This window comes from Rosenbergiella epipactidis (assembly GCF_018494055.1).
GTDB lineage: Bacteria > Pseudomonadota > Gammaproteobacteria > Enterobacterales > Enterobacteriaceae > Rosenbergiella > Rosenbergiella epipactidis.
This window is the reverse complement of the sequence record NZ_JABBFQ010000010.1, coordinates 12,607-29,781: the sequence shown is the minus strand read 5'-3', so window position 1 is coordinate 29,781 and position 17,175 is coordinate 12,607. Positions and strand designations below refer to the sequence as shown.

The 17,175-nt window shown below is 48.4% G+C and carries 14 protein-coding genes; 6 read left to right on the top strand and 8 right to left on the bottom strand.

Annotation, left to right across the window (positions count from 1 at the left end; genetic code table 11):
- Positions 1–210: 210 nt before the first annotated feature.
- Positions 211–741 (bottom strand): single-stranded DNA-binding protein, encoded by a 531-nt coding sequence (locus HGT71_RS13885; protein WP_099825125.1) that lies wholly within the window; start codon positions 739–741, stop codon positions 211–213.
- Between the two features lie 224 nt (positions 742–965).
- Between HGT71_RS13885 and uvrA the strand changes: the two genes are divergently transcribed.
- Complete coding sequence (gene uvrA, locus HGT71_RS13880) at positions 966–3,794, top strand: excinuclease ABC subunit UvrA (protein ID WP_214218295.1); 2,829 nt, start codon at positions 966–968, stop codon at positions 3,792–3,794.
- Positions 3,795–3,847: 53 nt separating this feature from the next.
- Positions 3,848–4,900, top strand: a complete 1,053-nt coding sequence (locus HGT71_RS13875; RefSeq protein ID WP_214218294.1) for an NAD(P)-dependent alcohol dehydrogenase — start codon at positions 3,848–3,850, stop codon at positions 4,898–4,900.
- 38 nt (positions 4,901–4,938) lie between these two features.
- Here the strand turns inward: HGT71_RS13875 and HGT71_RS13870 are convergent, their stop codons facing one another.
- Positions 4,939–5,361 (bottom strand): secondary thiamine-phosphate synthase enzyme YjbQ, encoded by a 423-nt coding sequence (locus tag HGT71_RS13870; RefSeq protein ID WP_214218293.1) that lies wholly within the window; start codon positions 5,359–5,361, stop codon positions 4,939–4,941.
- 297 nt (positions 5,362–5,658) lie between these two features.
- Between HGT71_RS13870 and fhuE the strand changes: the two genes are divergently transcribed.
- Both fhuE and HGT71_RS13860 read left to right on the top strand, forming a co-directional pair.
- On the top strand, positions 5,659–7,830 hold the full coding sequence (gene fhuE / locus HGT71_RS13865) for a ferric-rhodotorulic acid/ferric-coprogen receptor FhuE (protein WP_214218292.1): 2,172 nt from the start codon (positions 5,659–5,661) through the stop codon (positions 7,828–7,830).
- Positions 7,831–7,902: 72 nt separating this feature from the next.
- Positions 7,903–9,000 carry a YncE family protein gene (locus HGT71_RS13860; protein WP_214218291.1) on the top strand — a complete coding sequence of 366 codons (1,098 nt, stop codon included), beginning with the start codon at positions 7,903–7,905 and terminating at the stop codon, positions 8,998–9,000.
- Positions 9,001–9,036: 36 nt separating this feature from the next.
- On the opposite strand, the gene HGT71_RS13855 is transcribed toward HGT71_RS13860, so the two are convergent.
- Positions 9,037–10,221 (bottom strand): amino acid aminotransferase, encoded by a 1,185-nt coding sequence (locus HGT71_RS13855; RefSeq protein ID WP_214218290.1) that lies wholly within the window; start codon positions 10,219–10,221, stop codon positions 9,037–9,039.
- 128 nt (positions 10,222–10,349) lie between these two features.
- On the bottom strand, positions 10,350–11,753 hold the full coding sequence (gene dnaB / locus HGT71_RS13850) for a replicative DNA helicase (RefSeq protein ID WP_048911313.1): 1,404 nt from the start codon (positions 11,751–11,753) through the stop codon (positions 10,350–10,352).
- 105 nt (positions 11,754–11,858) lie between these two features.
- Here dnaB and HGT71_RS13845 point away from each other — a divergent pair, with 105 nt between their 5' ends.
- Positions 11,859–12,842, top strand: coding sequence for an NADPH:quinone reductase (locus HGT71_RS13845; RefSeq protein ID WP_214218289.1), 984 nt, complete (start codon positions 11,859–11,861; stop codon positions 12,840–12,842).
- 115 nt (positions 12,843–12,957) lie between these two features.
- Here HGT71_RS13845 and dusA read toward each other — a convergent pair whose 3' ends face one another.
- A complete protein-coding gene (gene dusA, locus HGT71_RS13840; RefSeq protein ID WP_214218288.1) occupies positions 12,958–13,998 on the bottom strand; it encodes a tRNA dihydrouridine(20/20a) synthase DusA in 1,041 nt (346 codons plus the stop codon).
- Positions 13,999–14,212: 214 nt separating this feature from the next.
- Positions 14,213–14,506: an ArsR/SmtB family transcription factor gene (locus tag HGT71_RS13835; RefSeq protein WP_048911309.1), complete on the bottom strand. Its 294-nt coding sequence runs from the start codon at positions 14,504–14,506 to the stop codon at positions 14,213–14,215.
- A gap of 178 nt (positions 14,507–14,684) precedes the next feature.
- Between HGT71_RS13835 and zur the strand changes: the two genes are divergently transcribed.
- Positions 14,685–15,212: a zinc uptake transcriptional repressor Zur gene (gene zur, locus HGT71_RS13830; protein ID WP_214218287.1), complete on the top strand. Its 528-nt coding sequence runs from the start codon at positions 14,685–14,687 to the stop codon at positions 15,210–15,212.
- A 1-nt stretch (position 15,213) separates the two neighbouring features.
- Here zur and dinF read toward each other — a convergent pair whose 3' ends face one another.
- Positions 15,214–16,545, bottom strand: coding sequence for an MATE family efflux transporter DinF (gene dinF / locus HGT71_RS13825; RefSeq protein WP_214218286.1), 1,332 nt, complete (start codon positions 16,543–16,545; stop codon positions 15,214–15,216).
- 10 nt (positions 16,546–16,555) lie between these two features.
- Entirely contained in the window at positions 16,556–17,170 is a 615-nt protein-coding gene (gene lexA, locus HGT71_RS13820) for a transcriptional repressor LexA (RefSeq protein WP_048911306.1), read from the bottom strand.
- Positions 17,171–17,175 lie beyond the last annotated feature (5 nt).

Here is a 17,175-nt window from a genome sequence, read left to right as displayed (position 1 = left end):
AAATAATCTAATTAATTTATTTAATCCAGACACATCATTTAATTAAAAGATTGAGGGTAAATGTTCCATTTTATTACTAAAAATAATCATTTCTTGGTAATTGATTTTATGCAGTATTAATCTGAAAAAATACTAACAGTGTGGTGGCAAAATCGTCCGAAAAAAAACCCTCGTGATAACGAGGGCTTGTAGCGAAATCCGAATGGGATTTTAGAACGGGATATCGTCATCAAAATCCATTGGTGGCTCATTACCGCCTGCAGGCGCTTTAGGAGATTGCGGGGCTTGTCCGCCACCACTAAATTGCGCACCAGAGGATTGTGGCTGTTGTGGCTGACCCCAACCGTTATTATTGTTTGGTGCACCGCCGCCTTGAGGAGCGTTGTTGCCTTGACGGCCGCCAAGCATCTGCATGGTACCGCCAACGTTAACAACCACTTCAGTGGTGTAACGATCTTGGCCACCTTGGTCTTGCCATTTACGCGTACGCAGTTGGCCTTCGATATAAACCTGAGAGCCTTTACGCAAATATTCGCCAGCAACTTCTGCTAACTTACCGAACAACACGACACGGTGCCATTCAGTAATCTCTTTATTTTCACCGGTTTGCTTATCACGCCAGCTTTCAGAGGTTGCCAGTGTAATGTTTGTCACAGCTCCTCCATTTGGCATATACCGGACTTCTGGATCTTGACCCAAATTACCGACAAGAATCACTTTGTTTACGCCGCGACTGGCCATTGCACTCTCTCCTGATGAAAAATTACACAGATACTATCTAACGGATGATAGCACGTCACGGCTTAGGTTGGGTAGTTTAGAGCAACCGCACAAAGGCAATCCTTATAGCAGAAAGTACTGGATATTTATTCAGGTTATTTTTTGTGCCATACTATAGAGTCTGCTTGAAATCGATGCAGAGCGATGTCATCTCAGCGTATAGGCAATCAAATTGGGAAATGTGAATGGATAAGATCGAAGTACGGGGTGCACGAACCCATAATTTAAAAAACATCAACCTCACCATCCCCCGTGACAAGCTAGTGGTCGTCACTGGTCTTTCTGGATCAGGTAAATCCTCGCTGGCCTTTGATACCCTTTACGCCGAAGGGCAGCGACGTTATGTCGAATCATTATCGGCTTATGCGCGACAGTTTCTTTCGTTGATGGAGAAACCGGATGTCGATCATATTGAGGGGCTTTCACCGGCTATCTCAATCGAACAGAAATCGACCTCGCATAACCCACGCTCGACCGTAGGGACCATTACCGAAATTCACGACTACTTGCGGTTATTGTTTGCGCGAGTCGGTGAACCACGCTGCCCCACCCACCACCAACCCTTGGCGGCGCAAACCGTCAGCCAAATGGTTGATCAGGTGTTAAAACAACCGGAAGGGCAGCGGTTAATGCTACTTGCCCCTATTGTGAAAGATCGTAAGGGTGAACATGTTAAAACCCTTGAGAGCCTTGCGGCACAAGGGTATATTCGGGCACGCATCGATGGCGAGGTCTGTGATCTGTCCGATCCGCCAAAACTTGAGCTACAGAAAAAACACAGCATCGAAGTCGTGGTGGATCGCTTTAAGGTCCGTGACGATATTGGCACTCGCCTAGCTGAATCTTTCGAAACCACTCTGGCCTTATCTGGGGGCACGGCGGTGGTCGCCGATATGGATGATGACAAAGCTGAAGAGTTGCTGTTCTCGGCCAATTTTGCTTGTCCGATATGCGGTTACAGCATGCGAGGGCTTGAGCCACGCCTGTTCTCGTTCAACAACCCTGCCGGAGCTTGCCAAACCTGTGATGGGCTTGGTGTACAACAATATTTTGACCCCGAGCGAGTCATCCAAAATCGCGAAATCTCCTTAGCGAACGGCGCTATCCGTGGCTGGGATCGTCGTAATTTCTATTATTATCAGATGCTGCGTTCGCTCAGCGAACATTACAAGTTTGATATTGAAGCGCCCTTTGAATCCTTAAGTGCTGACACGCAGAAGGTCATCCTTTATGGTTCGGGGAAAACCAATATTGAATTTAAATATGTCAATGACCGAGGCGATACCTCTGTTCGACGCCACCCCTTCGAAGGGGTACTCCATAATATGGAACGTCGTTATAAAGAGACCGAGTCCAACGCGGTACGCGAAGAGTTAGCGAAATTTATCAGTAACTGCGCCTGCAGTAGCTGCCATGGTACGCGTTTGCGGGAAGAGGCGCGTAACGTGTTTGTGGCTGAAAATACGCTGCCAGAGATCTCGGAGATGAGTATTGGCCATGCCAGTGACTTTTTCGAACAACTCGCGCTAAGCGGCCAGAAAGCGCAAATCGCGGAAAAAATCTTGAAAGAGATCCGCGAGCGGCTCGGCTTTTTAGTCAATGTCGGACTGAATTATCTATCCTTATCGCGTTCGGCTGAAACCCTGTCAGGGGGAGAAGCACAGCGTATTCGTCTCGCCAGTCAAATCGGTGCAGGGCTTGTCGGGGTGATGTATGTGCTCGACGAACCCTCAATTGGACTGCATCAGCGCGATAATGAGCGCCTACTCAATACCTTGATTCATCTGCGTGATCTCGGTAATACCGTGATAGTGGTCGAGCATGATGAAGATGCGATTCGTGCAGCAGACCATGTGATCGACATTGGCCCAGGTGCCGGTGTGCACGGTGGTTCGGTGGTCGCTGAAGGGAATGTTGACCAGATTATGGCCAACGAAGATTCCCTAACTGGCCAATACCTTAGCGGTAAAAAAGCTATCGAAGTGCCGAAAGAACGCGTTAAAGCCGACCCAGAGAAAATGCTGCGGATTGCTGGCGCTCGCGGTAATAATTTAAAAAATGTTACGCTTTCGCTACCGGTAGGACTGTTTACTTGTGTGACGGGCGTATCCGGTTCCGGTAAATCAACCTTAATCAACGATACTCTGTTTCCTATCGCGCAACGCCAATTAAATGGCGCGACGATTGCTGAACCGGCTCCTTACCATGAGGTCAATGGTCTCGAACATTTCGATAAAGTCATTGATATCGACCAAAGCCCTATTGGACGTACCCCGCGTTCCAACCCAGCGACCTATACCGGCATCTTTACGCCCGTACGGGAGCTGTTTGCCGGTGTTCCTGAAGCGCGTTCGCGAGGCTATACGCCCGGTCGCTTTAGTTTCAACGTGAAAGGCGGCCGCTGTGAAGCTTGTCAGGGTGATGGCGTGATTAAAGTTGAGATGCACTTTCTCCCCGATGTCTATGTCCCCTGCGATCAGTGTCAAGGCAAGCGTTACAACCGTGAGACCCTAGAGATTAAATATAAAGGGAAGAATATTCACGAAGTGCTGGAGATGACCATCGAAGAAGCAAAAGACTTTTTCGAGGCGGTTCCTGCGCTGGCGCGGAAGCTGCAAACCCTGATCAGCGTAGGCCTCTCCTATATCCGCCTAGGTCAATCGGCAACGACCCTCTCGGGAGGGGAAGCCCAGCGGGTCAAACTTTCTCGTGAACTGTCCAAACGCGGCACGGGTCAGACGCTATATATCCTCGATGAGCCGACAACGGGTCTACACTTTGCGGATATACAACAGCTACTGGTGGTATTGCATCAGTTACGCGACCAAGGTAATACCATTGTTGTTATCGAACATAATCTGGACGTGGTTAAAACGGCTGACTGGATTGTCGACCTGGGTCCAGAGGGCGGAAGTGGTGGTGGCGAGATTCTGATTGCTGGCTCTCCAGAGACTGTCGCGGAATGTGAAAAGTCCCACACTGCTCGCTTCCTGAAACCCCTACTAAATCAGTAAAACGACATGCCCAGAAATGCTGGGCAATTTCTATTTCACTATGAGGAGTTATCATGGCAGAGATTCATGCTTATGCAGCACAGGATGAAAAATCCCCCCTAACCCCATTTGATTATTCATCTAGGGACGTGCGCGATAACGACGTCAAAATTGAGATTTTATACTGCGGCGTTTGTCACTCTGATCTGCATATGGCACGTAACGAGTGGAAAGGTACGCAATACCCTATCGTCCCTGGTCATGAAATCGTTGGACGTATTGTTGAGGCGGGCGCGTCAGCGAATAAATTTAAAAAGGGTGACTCAGTCGGCGTCGGTTGTATGGTCGACTCCTGCCGTACCTGTTCAAGCTGTGAAGAAGGCGAGGAAAACTACTGCGAAAATGGTTTCGTGGCCACTTACAACAGCAAAGACCGTCATTCAGAAGCCATTACTTATGGCGGCTATGCAACCGATATTGTGGTCGACCAAGACTTCGTACTAAAAGTCCCTGAGAACCTCGATCCTGCCGGGGTTGCCCCACTACTTTGTGCAGGGGTGACCACCTATTCCCCTCTACGCCATTGGAAAGTCGGACCCGGGCAGAAAGTCGGTATTGTCGGGTTAGGCGGACTGGGCCATATGGGCGTTAAACTAGCTCATGCGATGGGCGCCAAGGTGGTGTTATTCACCACTTCCACCTCGAAAATTGAAGATGGAAAGCGCTTAGGGGCTGACGAAGTGGTTATCTCTAAAGATGCAGAGCAGATGGAAGCGCAAGTCAATAGCTTCGATCTAATCCTCAATACCGTTGCGGCTCAACACGACCTAACGCAATTTATTCGTTTGCTGAAACGTGATGGACACTTAGCCTTAGTCGGGGTTCCAGAACACGACCATCCCGCACCGAGCGTCGCCGAGTTAGTTTTTAAGCGCCGGACCGTCGGTGGTTCACTTATCGGCAGTATCGCGGAAACCCAAGAAATGCTCGATTTCTGCGGCGAACACAATATCACCGCAGATATTGAGTTAATTAATATCGATCAAATCAACGATGCCTACGAGCGTATGCTTAAAAGCGACGTAAAATACCGTTTTGTCATCGATAATAACTCGTTAAGAAAGTAAGTGATCACTTACCGTTCCCGTTCTAGGGAACGGTATTCTTATCTCGACTCACCTTGAATTGTGGCGATAATTCTACGCCCACCGCCGTGGAATCGATGCTCTCCCAGCCAGATCCCCTGCCATGTCCCTAACATCACCTTTCCCCGTGAGATCGGTAATAATAGAGAAACCCCTAATAGTGATGATTTGATATGGGCAGGCATATCATCTGCGCCCTCGTAATCATGTTGATACACGGCATTATCCGGTACGGTGCGCAGAAAATGCTGCTCCATATCGGCCCGCACTGTCTGGTCACAGTTTTCGTTTAGCGTTAACGATGCCGAGGTATGCTGAAGCAATAACTGTAATTGTCCTACCTTGATACTGGCGATCTCTGGAATAGCCGACAAGATCTCATCGGTGACCAGATGGAATCCACGTTTTTTCTCTTTTAACTGGATCGTTTTTTGAACCCACATAGCGCTCTCCTTTATACCTTTCCCTTCAGTGTAGCAATCTCTCGAAGTCCCTGTGCTATCAGATGCTGAATTGATGAAATGACAAAGTAGCTCAACGATTTTTCAGCTAATGAAAAAAAAATAACTAACCCCGTTAATGGCTTAGCATTTACGTCTGTAAACACAATAAATTGAACTTATTGCAAGTATTGATAATGAAAATAATTATCACTATGATTCGCCATCGCTTATCTATTGAGCGTGACAACACAGCAAAAAGCGTTAACTGCCCATTATAATTACAATTAGGTAACACACATGACATCGCAATTTATCACATCAGGGAACAGGCCCTCAGCCCTCTCATTGCTGAGCGTAGCTGTTGGGTTAGCACTTACTACGGGTCTAGCCTTTGCGGCAGAGACCCCAACACAGACACTTACTGTGACCGGGCAAGATAGCAGCACATCAGACGGCGCGAGTGACCAAGACGCTCACCGCTATACTGTTCCAATTACCCGCAGTGGAACGAAGATGAATCTCACCAACCGTGATATTCCTCAATCGGTCAGCGTGATCACTGAACAACGGATGAAAGACCAAGATTTACGAACCCTTAATGATGTCTTGAAACAAAGCCCTGGTATCTCCTCGAATCAGAGCGATAGTGAGCGATATTCCTATTTTGCTCGTGGTTTCTATATCAATAATTATAGCTACGATGATATTCCCGTGACCCAAACCGCGCCGTGGAACTTCGGTGAAACCGATGATGATATGGCGAAATATCAACGGGTCGATATTGTTCGTGGCGCAAGTGGATTGATGTCTGGTACGGGTAATCCGTCAGCAACCATCAACTTAATCCGTAAGAAAGCCGAGAGCAAAACCTTTACTGGGGATCTCTGTGCGAGCTACGGCAGTTGGAATAACCAACGCTACGTCGCGGATCTGCAAGGGCCGCTTAATGAGAGTGGCACGTTACGCGGCCGCTTAGTCAGTGGTTACCAAGATCAAGATAGTAATCTAGACCGCTATCATAAATCCTCGAAATTCTTCTACGCCGATATCGCTGCAGACTTGACCGATAACACGACCTTAGACATTGGTTATGATTATCAAGAAAGAAACACTGGAAATCCAACCTGGGGAGGATTGCCGACGTGGTATACCAATGGCGATAAAACCCATTACAGTCGCCGCACCAATGCGGCGGCAGATTGGACCCACTACAATACGCTCGCGCGTAGACAATTCGCAAATCTCGTCACCCGCTTTGATAACGGTTGGGAGACACACATCAATGCGATGCATGGCGAAACGCAGATGGATAGCCGCTTATTTTATCTGAGTGGTTTTCCTGACCAAAGCACCGGTATCGTACAATCTACAGGCTACGGTTATGCCGGTTGGTATAAAGGGATCCGTACTCAAACCGCCGTCGATGCTTTTGCGACCGGACCCTTTAAGCTATTGGGCCGTCAGCATCAACTTGTTGCGGGTGTAGATTATAGCCGTCAACGTAACCGCTATGATTATTCGACAGCGATGTATACGCCAGAGCAGCTGGGTAACTACAATCAGTGGCAGGGAAATATTCCACAACCGGATTGGCCAGCTTGGGCGCTCTCATCTAATGATACTATTCGCCAACGCTCGGGTTACGTTGCGGCACGCTTCTCATTAGCCGACCCACTGTCGTTAGTGACGGGCATGCGCTATACGGAATACACCACCAACGGCACCAGTGCCAATATGCAGAAGAACAATATTACCCCTTATGGTGGCTTGGTCTACGATATCACCGACTCGCTGTCTGCCTATGCGAGTTATACCTCGATTTTCCAACCCCAGACCTATCGGGACCGTACCGGCCATTACTTGAAACCAGTAACGGGCAAGAACTATGAAACAGGGTTGAAAGCTGACTGGATGGATAGCCGCTTAACCTCTACGTTATCGGTCTTCCGTATTGAGCAAACGAATCTCGGTCAAGAGATTACTGGGCAATACGTCAACAACAGCAGTGAGACGGCATACCGAGCCGCGAGCGGCGTGGTCAGTCGTGGTGTGGAGTTCGAAGTTAATGGCGCAGTGACTGATAATTTAAATATGACCTTCAGCGCATCACGCTATGTGGCGCAGGATAGCAGCAAAGATCGTATAAATCCTCAGCTGCCACAAACTCAGTTTAAATTGTTCTCCAGCTATCTGGTTCCCGCTCTGCCTGACCTGACCATTGGCGGCGGTATTACGTGGCAGAATGCGACGTATCAAGATGCAACCGGCCCCAATGGCAATACGGTACGTGTAGTTCGCGGCAGCTATCCGCTGGCAGATCTCTTTGCCCGCTATCAGCTGACTCGCCAGCTTTCAGTACAAGCTAACGTGAAAAACCTCTTCAACCGCGATTACGACAGTAACTTAAGCGATTATGTTGTCTACGGTGAATCTCGTAACTACTCCGTTAATCTTAACTACCATTTCTAATGTTTCAGAGGGGGAACTGATCCCCCTCTTCCCATTATCACTAGGTTGAACCCTAGCGAATAAGGAGTAAAAATGTTTACGACCCGACGTTCGTCCTCCCCTCTGTTAGTCAGTGCCCTTACCGTATTGATTAGTGGTTGTCAGTCTCATCCCTCTGCGAAAACCACACCGCCCCCCGCGCCTAAACCCCCTACTGTTGCCACTTCTTCGGCCGTTCAGGAAAAAGCGATCGGTGAAGGATTGTATGAGATGGCACTGTTTGGATCGTCATCAAGCTTATATGTCGCCAGCGCGCAAAGCTTCAAAAATGACAACGGTGGCGTACTGTATAAAGTTAACCCTACCACCCTCGCGATAACTGGCTTAACCCACACCGATTTGAAAAATTTCGGGATGGCGAGTCAACCGGATAATGACTTTTTCTATACCACTAACTCGCTAGACGGTACAGTGTCGAAGGTAGAAGTGAAGAGCGGCAAAGTGGTGAAACGTTTAGCGCTCAGCAAGAAGAATAGTAAAGGCGAAACGGATGGTGCTCGTGAACTCCTCTGGGTGGGCAATGAGCTCTATGTTGGCGCTGTCGCGAATCCCGGCTATATCAGTGTTATCGATACACGCACCTTCACCGTGAAAACTCGCATCATGCAGGCAGGGAAATGGGTAACGGGCTTACTGTACTCCCCCACTACGCAACGCATTTACGCGGGCAATGGCAGTGGCGAAATCTTAGTTATCAATCCTAAAAACCATCGAATCGAGAAACGTTGGACAACGGGTGAGGGTAAAACCAACCTATTCCTTAACTTCGCTGAGGATGCCGCAACGCATCGACTTTTCGTGACTGATAATTCGCAAGGTAAAGCGACTTATGTGTTCGATGAGCTAACGGGCAAAGTGATCAAAAAAATCCCGGGTGATAGCTTAGGCATCAAGTTTAATGCACAACGCAACGAGCTCTACATTAGCCAACGCGAGTCTAAACAGGTTCTGCGTGTCGATGCCACCACTTATGCAGTAAAACAACAGTGGCGCTTTACTGGATCACCGAACAGCCTTCTCCTTTCCGATGATGGCAAAATGCTGTTTGTGACAGTGAAACAAGAATTGAATAAGGACTATTCGGCTAAAGGTCCTGACAGCCTAGTACGTATCGACGTCTCTGCTCAATAACCCCCATAAAAAAGGGCGCCTTAGGCGCCCTACTTGTTACATCACTGCGGCCATAGCCGAAGCGACTTTTTCAATGTTTTTCTGGTTCAACCCTGCCATACACATTCTTCCACTTCCGATAAGATAAACACCAAACTCTTCACGTAAGCGAACGACTTGTTCTGGGCTCAAACCGGTATAACTGAACATACCGCGTTGACGGGTTAAGAAACTGAAATCTTTGCCAGGAATTTTCTGCTGTAAGGCGCTAACTAAGGCTTCACGCATCGCTAAAATCCGCAGGCGCATTGCTTCGAGTTCTGCTTTCCAATCTGCGAATAATGGCGCATCGGTCAGGATCGTGGCGACAACTTTCGCCCCAAACGCGGGTGGGCTAGAGTAGTTACGACGTACCGCCGCTTTGAGTTGCCCTAACACGCGATCAGCTTCTTCGCTACTGTCACAGGCGACAGACAACCCACCAACACGCTCGCCATACAGCGAGAAAATTTTCGAGAATGAATTACTGACAATAACCGGTAAACCTTGTTGCGCCGCTTGACGGATCGCGTAGCAATCCTCTTCAAGACCTGCGCCAAAGCCTTGATAGGCGATATCCATAAAAGGAATCAGCTTACGCGCTTTAAGTAAAGCAATGGTCTCATCCCATTGTGCATCCGTAAGGTCTGCACCGGTAGGGTTATGGCAGCATGGATGGAGTAAGACAATGCTCTGTTCTGGCAGGCTTTTTAGCTTGTCGATGAAACCGCTAAAATTTACGCCTTGCGTGGCAGCATCGTACCAAGGATAAGTATGTACCGGGAATCCTGCACCATTGAATATGGCAATATGGTTCTCCCAAGTGGGATCACTCACCCATACCTCAGATTCGGGGAAATAACGTTTTAGGAAATCGGCACCGACTTTCAATGCTCCAGAGCCCCCTAACGTTTGAATCGTCGCCATATTTGCGGCATCAGCCTGCGCCCCAAACAGCAATTGACCTACGGCTTTACGATAGTTCGCCAGCCCTTCCATCGGTAGATAAACCGATGCTTCATTAATGGATGATTGTAAACGCGTCTCAGCCTCGGCAACGGCGTTAAGCTGCGGGATAATACCTTCTTCGGTATAGTACAGACCAATACTTAGGTTAACTTTTTCGTCACGCGGGTCTTGTTTGAATTTTTCCATTAGCGACAAGATTGGATCGCCAGCGTAAGCATCAACATTCTGAAACACAGTAGAAATCTCCATCAGGGGGCTGAAATACGATAAGCGCCGTAGTTAGCGTTACCCTACCTTATTATCAATTGCTTCAAGAAAGAAGATGTAATCTCGCAAAATTAGACTTTAGGTCTATATCAGCCCTATTCTTCGTCGTAATCCGGACCGGCATAGTTATCAAAACGTGACCATTGCCCATTAAAGGTGAGTCGCACCGTACCGATAGGACCATTACGCTGCTTACCGATAATAATTTCCGCGATACCTTTAAGATCACTGTTTTCGTGATACACCTCGTCACGATAGATAAACATGATCAAGTCGGCATCCTGCTCAATCGATCCTGACTCACGCAAATCTGAGTTGACTGGCCGTTTATCTGCACGCTGCTCCAATGAGCGGTTAAGCTGTGATAAGGCGACCACTGGCACATTCAGTTCTTTCGCTAAGGCTTTTAAGGATCGTGAGATCTCAGCAATCTCTAAGGTCCGGTTTTCGGTCAGCGCAGGCACTCGCATCAACTGAAGGTAATCGATCATGATCATACTTAAGCCATTATTTTCACGGTAGATTCTTCTCGCGCGTGAACGTACTTCAGTCGGGGTAAGACCAGAGGCATCATCAATAAAGATGTTCTTTTTCTCTAATAGAATCCCCATCGTTGCGGAGATGCGCGCCCAATCCTCGTCGTCGAGTTGGCCGGTCCTAATCTTAGTCTGATCGACACGCGATAAGGAAGCCAGCATACGCATCATTAGCTGTTCGCTGGGCATCTCTAAACTGAAGATGAGTACCGGCTTATCTTGTAACATTGCCGCATTTTCACAGAGGTTCATTGCGAAGGTAGTTTTACCCATCGATGGACGTGCCGCGACGATAATCAGATCCGATCCCTGTAACCCAGCAGTTTTCTTATTCAGATCTTGATAACCTGTATCAACCCCGGTAACACCATCATGAGGCGTCGAGACCAAGGCTTCGATACGGTTGATCGTCGCCTCAAGAATTTGCTCGATATTTTGCGGACCTTCGTTCTTATTCGCCCGTTTTTCGGCGATCTTAAAAACGCTCGATTCGGCGAGATCCAGAAGATCTTCGCTAGAACGCCCCTGAGGATCAAACCCTGCATCGGCGATCTCATTGGCAACTGAGATCATCTCACGCACAACTGCACGTTCGCGGACAATGTCGGCATAGGCACCGATATTCGCGGCACTAGGGGTATTTTTGGCCAGTTCGGCTAAGTAAGCAAAACCACCGGACAGTTCTAACTCGCCACGCAGCTCAAGGGATTCTGAAAGTGTAATCAGATCAATAGGTTGCCCTTGCTCCAGTAGACGATGCATCTCAGAAAAGATAAGACGATGGGGACGGCTATAGAAATCTTCCGCGACAACGCGTTCTGAAACATTGTCCCAGCGCTCATTATCGAGCATCAGCCCGCCTAAGACCGACTGTTCAGCCTCCACAGAGTGTGGCGGCATTTTTATCCCCTCAAGCTGTTTATCTTGAGGAGCCGGTTTGTTAGAGGGTTTATTTCCTGCCATAGTATTGATACCAGTCGTCAGTAAGGGGCGAGCCCATTATACGGTTTTCGCGCTGATTGTCGCCCCAAGTCTTGTAGAAGACTTCCCTATCCTTATGGAGAATCTATGGCAAATCGTATTGAATTCCACCAGCATGGTGGGCCAGAAGTGTTGCGCTGGGCGACCCATGATATCGGCCAACCGGCGGAGAACGACATTATCGTTCGCCACCACGCCATCGGCCTCAATTATATTGATACCTACGTGCGCAGCGGCCTTTACCCGGTGAGTCAGTTTCCTTCCGGATTAGGTACCGAGGCAGCCGGTGAGGTGGTTGCCGTGGGGAGTCAAGTGACACGGTTTCAGGTCGGAGACCGCGTCGTCTACTGCCAGTCTGGCTTAGGGGCCTATAGTGAATATCATCATGTCGATCAGTCAAAAGCGGTCATCCTGCCAGCGTCGATCAGTTACCAAAGTGCCGCCGCCTCGTTTTTAAAAGGGTTAACGGTCTATTATTTATTCCATATGACGCATAAAGTGCAAGCCGGTGAAACCCTTCTCTTCCATGCCGCAGCCGGAAGCGTAGGCCTGATCGCCTGCCAGTGGGCGAAAGCCTTAGGTGCTCAGTTGATTGGCGTCGTAAGTTCAGAAAGCAAAGCCCAACGGGCACAGGAGGCAGGCGCCTGGGCGACCATCGATACCTCGCAAGAAGATATCGCAAAGCGTGTTAGTGAATTAACTGCAGGGCAGAAAGTGCCCGTTGTCTACGACTCGGTAGGAAAAGCAACATGGCAAGCATCGTTAGACTGCTTGCAACCCCGCGGGCTATTGGTCAGTTTCGGTAATGCATCTGGCCCAGTCACCGGTGTCGATTTGGCAATACTTAATCAGAAAGGATCGTTATTTGTCACCCGGCCTTCCCTCAATGGCTATCTCACCACTCCTGAGCAACTTGATCAGGCGAGCGCCGCCCTGTTTACCCTAATTAGCGAAGGGAAAATTGAGGTGAATGTACCGACCAGCCAACAATTTGCATTGCGTGATGCAGAACGCGCGCATCGTGCATTAGAGAGCCGCATGACCACAGGGGCATGCTTGTTGATCCCATAAAAAAAAGCCTCCCCAGAGGGAGGCGATTTTTATGTAAAAATGTAGGGACAGAGGGCACATGAATACTCAAGCGCTTAGCCGCATAATTACAGAAATCAGATAAGAAAAACTTAACTTAACTCACACTTTCTCGGTATTGCTGTGCGACTTTAGCCAAAGCCTGTTCAAGTACGGTAACATCAGCGCCCGCTTTATGAGCATTCTCGCTAAGATGACGTCGCCATTGACGCGATCCTGGAATTCCTTGGAACAGCCCCAACATATGGCGAGTGATATGCCCTAAGTAAGTCCCCTGCGCTAACTCTTTTTCAATATAGGGGTACATGGCCTCCACCGCGGCCACGCAATCGACACTCGGTGTCGTAGCGCCAAACAGTTGACGGTCAATCTCCACTAACAACCCTGGATTTTGATAGGCTTCGCGACCAATCATCACGCCATCAAGATGAGTGAGATGTTCTTTTGCTTCGTCGATCGTTTTAATACCACCATTTATCGCCAGCGTAAGTTGCGGAAAATCCTGCTTTAGCTGATAGACCCGTGGATAATCTAACGGCGGTATTTCCCGATTTTGCTTCGGGCTTAATCCCGATAACCAAGCCTTACGAGCATGGATAATAAACGTATCGCACTGACCTTGATCTGCCACGGTATTAATAAATTCACAGAGAAAGGCGTAGCTGTCCTGCTCATCAATACCAATACGCGTCTTAACCGTCACGGGGATTGAAACCGCATCTTTCATCGCCTTAATACCGTCAGCCACTAACGCGGCATCGGCCATTAAGCAAGCGCCAAAGCGACCATTTTGAACTCGGTCAGAGGGACACCCCACATTGAGGTTAATTTCATCATAACCTCGGGCTTCGGCAAGACGCGCCGCGTGGGCAAGATCGTGTGGGTCGCTTCCTCCCAGCTGCAGACAAACAGGATGCTCCTCTTCACTGTATGCCAGATAGTCGCCTTTACCATGAATAATCGCACCAGTGGTCACCATTTCGGTGTACAACAATGTATGTTGTGTCAGTTGTCGTAAAAAGTAGCGACAGTGGCGGTCCGTCCAATCGAGCATTGGGGCAACCGAAAAGCGATTACTGGGAAAGGACACTTGGCTGTTGGGTGACGTTAACTCTTGCGGGCAGTTTTTATCTAGCATTTTTTAGTCTTTTAAAATCATCGTATTACGGGTTATTTTCCCCAGCAATGCCGATGCTTGATGAGGCGCGTTACAGGTCTATAGAAACCGCATCACTATATCATAAAATTCATCGTGACGAGGACCTCATCCTAAGCATGATGCGCAGAGCCTTTCTGCCGCGATGGCGCGATAATCAACGAACGCCCCGCAACAGGGTAGCTAAGCCGCAAATCTAAAATATTTTTTTGAGGATAGTTAATACTTCGATTACGCGTTCATCTTTAATGGAATAGTGGGCTTCTTTACCCGTCTTTTTTCTTTCAAGAATCCCGATATCGATCATTTTCACTAAGTACTGAGATGTCGACGAGACACTCAATCCACATAGGGTAGCGATTTCGCTATTACTCAATCCCGGCGTTTTCATCAACGCACAGAGGATTAATAAGCGGCTGGGATTACTGATCGATTTTAAAAAAAATTGCGCTTCATTAGCGCGCTGAAATTCATCACTTAAGTCATGCATAATAGGTGCTCCTCCACTCGATTTATGCTTATCACTATACGCCGCCACAACTTACCCTACAATAACTTAATATATATTAACTTGTTAGCTCGGCGGCTTGAGTAGAAGGCATGTTCTGCGCTTCAGCGAAGATATGTGTTAGAATCTAGGCAATGAATTTAACGATTGAGGCGTTTTTATGCAGCCATGTCCTGCCAAGAAGATAATCGCTGAGGCTGAGAAACTGTGTAGTCAGCGTGGTGTTCGGCTCACCGCACAGCGCGCAGAAGTATTACGTTTGATGATTGAACATCCGCACGCGATCAGCGCTTACGATCTTCTGGATAAATTACGCATAAGTGAACCTCAAGCGAAGCCGCCCACCGTTTACAGAGCCTTAGACTTTTTGCTGGAACAGGCCTTTATTCACCGCGTTGAGTCTAACAATAGTTATGTGGTCTGCCCGCATTTCGATCACCCTTCTCACACCTCAATGTTATTAGTTTGCGATCAGTGCGCTTCAGTAACGGAGAAACCCGCGGAAGGCGTTGAGAAATGGATTACCGAGCAATCGACTGAGGCTGGCTTTACGCTTCGCCATAGCATTATTGAAGCCCACGGATTATGCCAGCAGTGCAGCGCCATTCTACATTGTGAAGACCCAGAACATTGTCATCATGACCACCAAAATGTGGTTGAGCCTAAGCGTAAAGCTGGACGCGCCTAACCTAGCGACTCAGATCAAACCAACTATTTTGTCGCTGGTGTTGGCGCCATGCATAGCCTAGCGTTATTCCACGCAGGGCCAAAAACACCATTAATGCCAGCCAGAGGCCATGATTACCGATCAATGGTACAGATAATAAGGTTAGTGCAAAGCCTATTGCTGCGATCAGCATACTATTCCGCATTTCTCGACCACGCGTAGCGCCGACAAATAGGCCATCGAGCAGGTAACACCCCACCCCCACTAGCGGACAAATCGCCTGCCAAACAAGGTAATGGTTAGCCCCTTGCTGTAAAGCGGGAATCGAGGTGAGAAGCTGTACGATATATTGGCCGCAGCACGCATAAATTCCACTAAATAGCAGAGCCACGGCAATGGCTTGCTTACAGGCTGAATGCCATATTGCCTTTAAAGAATCAGCATTTCGCTCACCGAAAGCTTCGCCCGCAACAGATTCGACAGCATAAGCAAAACCATCCAACGCATAGGACGTGAAGGTTAAAAACATCAACAGGATGGCATTAACGGCGACAATAGTGGTTCCTAATCGCGCGCCAATAATAGTGAAGCTGATCAGACAGAGCTGGAGTAAGAGTGAACGTAATAAAATATCGCGATTAAGGCGGAAGAGCCGAGCCAATCCCTGACGTAAATGAGACAGCTTAGGGATAAGGGATAAGTTACGCTGTTGTGCAGCCCGCCAGACTAAATAAAGGCCTAACCCTAAGCTAGCATACTCTGCGATAACAGTCGCCCAAGCAGCGCCGCTCACTGCATAGTGCCAATGCAACACGAAGAGTAACTCCAATACGATATTGACCGTGTTTCCCCCAATCAGCAGAATTAACGGCGCTTTTGCATATTGTACGCCTAATAACCAACCCAAGATGACCATATTGGCTAGGGTGGCTGGGGCACTGAGCCAGCGGATTGAAAGAAAGAGTGAGGCTTGCTGATGCGTTGCGTGCTGCGTGCCCATCACACTCAGTATGAGCTCAGTGATCGGTTGATGGAATAGCGCAAAGAGAGTGCCTACGCCTAAGGCCAAAATCATCGGCTGGAAAAAAGCTTGTACTATTTTCTGCTGGTTTTTCTTTCCCCAAGCTTGGGCCGTCATGCCTGTCGTGCCCATCCTCAAAAAGAGAAATAACATGAAGACGAAACTGGTCGCGCTACTACCAATCGCCACCCCAGCTAAGTAGATTTCACTACTCAAATGCCCGATGACCATCGTATCGACCAGTCCCAGCAGTGGGACTGAGATATTGGACAGGATCATCGGCACCGCGAGTTGCCACAGTTTTTTATCTGTTGCCGTCAATCCTGTTAACATCAACTATTACCTATAACCACTCGCCATTACGAATAATCCCGACCGCTAGCCCTTCGACCATTAAACTCTGTTCGCGAGTGTCGACAACAATCGGGCTGAATTCGCTGTTTTCAGGAAGCAGGTGGACCGTGCTACCTTCTTTTTTCCAACGCTTCACTGTCACTTCATCGTCGATACGTGCAACAACAACTTGTCCATTACGGACTTCTTGTGTTTTGTGCACAGCAAGCAGATCACCGTCCATAATGCCGATATCTTTCATCGACATCCCACTTACACGCAGTAAGAAGTCAGCATTGGGTTTGAAGAGTGCCGGATCGACATGGTAGTGACTTTCAATATGTTCTTGCGCCAGAATAGGCTCACCCGCCGCAACACGACCAATTAATGGTAGGCCTTCGACTTCTGGCTCTTCCAGCAATAAACGCAAGCCACGCGAAGCCCCTGAAACAATTTCAATCACGCCTTTGCGGGCAAGGGCTTTCAAATGTTCTTCAGCGGCGTTAGGCGAACGAAAGCCGAGTTGCGAAGCGATCTCGGCTCGGGTCGGAGGCATACCAGTCTGGTTAATATGATCACGAATCAGGTCATAAACCTGCTGTTGCCTTGCTGTTAACGCTTTCATCCGAC

Bases quoted from the DNA above. Each gene is read 5' to 3' on its own strand.
- HGT71_RS13885 (WP_099825125.1), bottom strand. From the start codon at position 741: ATGGCCAGTCGCGGCGTAAACAAAGTGATTCTTGTCGGTAATTTGGGT.
- uvrA (WP_214218295.1), top strand. From the start codon at position 966: ATGGATAAGATCGAAGTACGGGGTGCACGAACCCATAATTTAAAAAAC.
- HGT71_RS13875 (WP_214218294.1), top strand. From the start codon at position 3,848: ATGGCAGAGATTCATGCTTATGCAGCACAGGATGAAAAATCCCCCCTA.
- HGT71_RS13870 (WP_214218293.1), bottom strand. From the start codon at position 5,361: ATGTGGGTTCAAAAAACGATCCAGTTAAAAGAGAAAAAACGTGGATTC.
- fhuE (WP_214218292.1), top strand. From the start codon at position 5,659: ATGACATCGCAATTTATCACATCAGGGAACAGGCCCTCAGCCCTCTCA.
- HGT71_RS13860 (WP_214218291.1), top strand. From the start codon at position 7,903: ATGTTTACGACCCGACGTTCGTCCTCCCCTCTGTTAGTCAGTGCCCTT.
- dnaB (WP_048911313.1), bottom strand. From the start codon at position 11,753: ATGGCAGGAAATAAACCCTCTAACAAACCGGCTCCTCAAGATAAACAG.
- HGT71_RS13845 (WP_214218289.1), top strand. From the start codon at position 11,859: ATGGCAAATCGTATTGAATTCCACCAGCATGGTGGGCCAGAAGTGTTG.
- dusA (WP_214218288.1), bottom strand. From the start codon at position 13,998: ATGCTAGATAAAAACTGCCCGCAAGAGTTAACGTCACCCAACAGCCAA.
- HGT71_RS13835 (WP_048911309.1), bottom strand. From the start codon at position 14,506: ATGCATGACTTAAGTGATGAATTTCAGCGCGCTAATGAAGCGCAATTT.
- zur (WP_214218287.1), top strand. From the start codon at position 14,685: ATGCAGCCATGTCCTGCCAAGAAGATAATCGCTGAGGCTGAGAAACTG.
- dinF (WP_214218286.1), bottom strand. From the start codon at position 16,545: ATGTTAACAGGATTGACGGCAACAGATAAAAAACTGTGGCAACTCGCG.
- lexA (WP_048911306.1), bottom strand. From the start codon at position 17,170: ATGAAAGCGTTAACAGCAAGGCAACAGCAGGTTTATGACCTGATTCGT.